The organism is Pseudomonas sp. PS01270 (assembly GCF_029959775.1).
Classification (GTDB): domain Bacteria; phylum Pseudomonadota; class Gammaproteobacteria; order Pseudomonadales; family Pseudomonadaceae; genus Aquipseudomonas; species Aquipseudomonas atacamensis.
In genome coordinates this window covers 1-300 of the sequence record NZ_JASCPT010000293.1, presented here as the reverse complement: position 1 = coordinate 300, position 300 = coordinate 1, and the positions used below count along the sequence as shown (strand labels likewise).

Below are 300 nucleotides of genomic sequence, written 5' to 3'. Positions count from 1 at the left end.
AACTTGAACAGCTCGGTTTCGGCGTTGTGGCATTTGCCTGCTCCACTTGCAACGGCATGTCCGGCGCCCTCGATCCGCTGCTCCAGCAAGAGATCATCGACCGCGATCTGTACGCGACCGCAGTGCTTTCCGGCAACCGCAACTTCGACGGCCGCATTCACCCGTACGCCAAACAGGCATTCCTCGCCTCGCCGCCGCTGGTGGGTGCCTACGCGATCGCCGGGACCATCCGTTTCGATATCGAGAAGGATGTGCTGGGCGTGGTCGATGGCCGGGAAATCCGCCTGAAAGACATCTGGC

The 300-nt window shown here is 61.7% G+C and carries 1 protein-coding gene; it reads left to right on the top strand.

The window, feature by feature from the left end; all coding sequences use genetic code 11:
* A partial coding sequence (locus QMX86_RS28230; RefSeq protein WP_282390439.1) for an aconitase family protein occupies window positions 1-300 on the top strand: 300 nt, incomplete at both ends.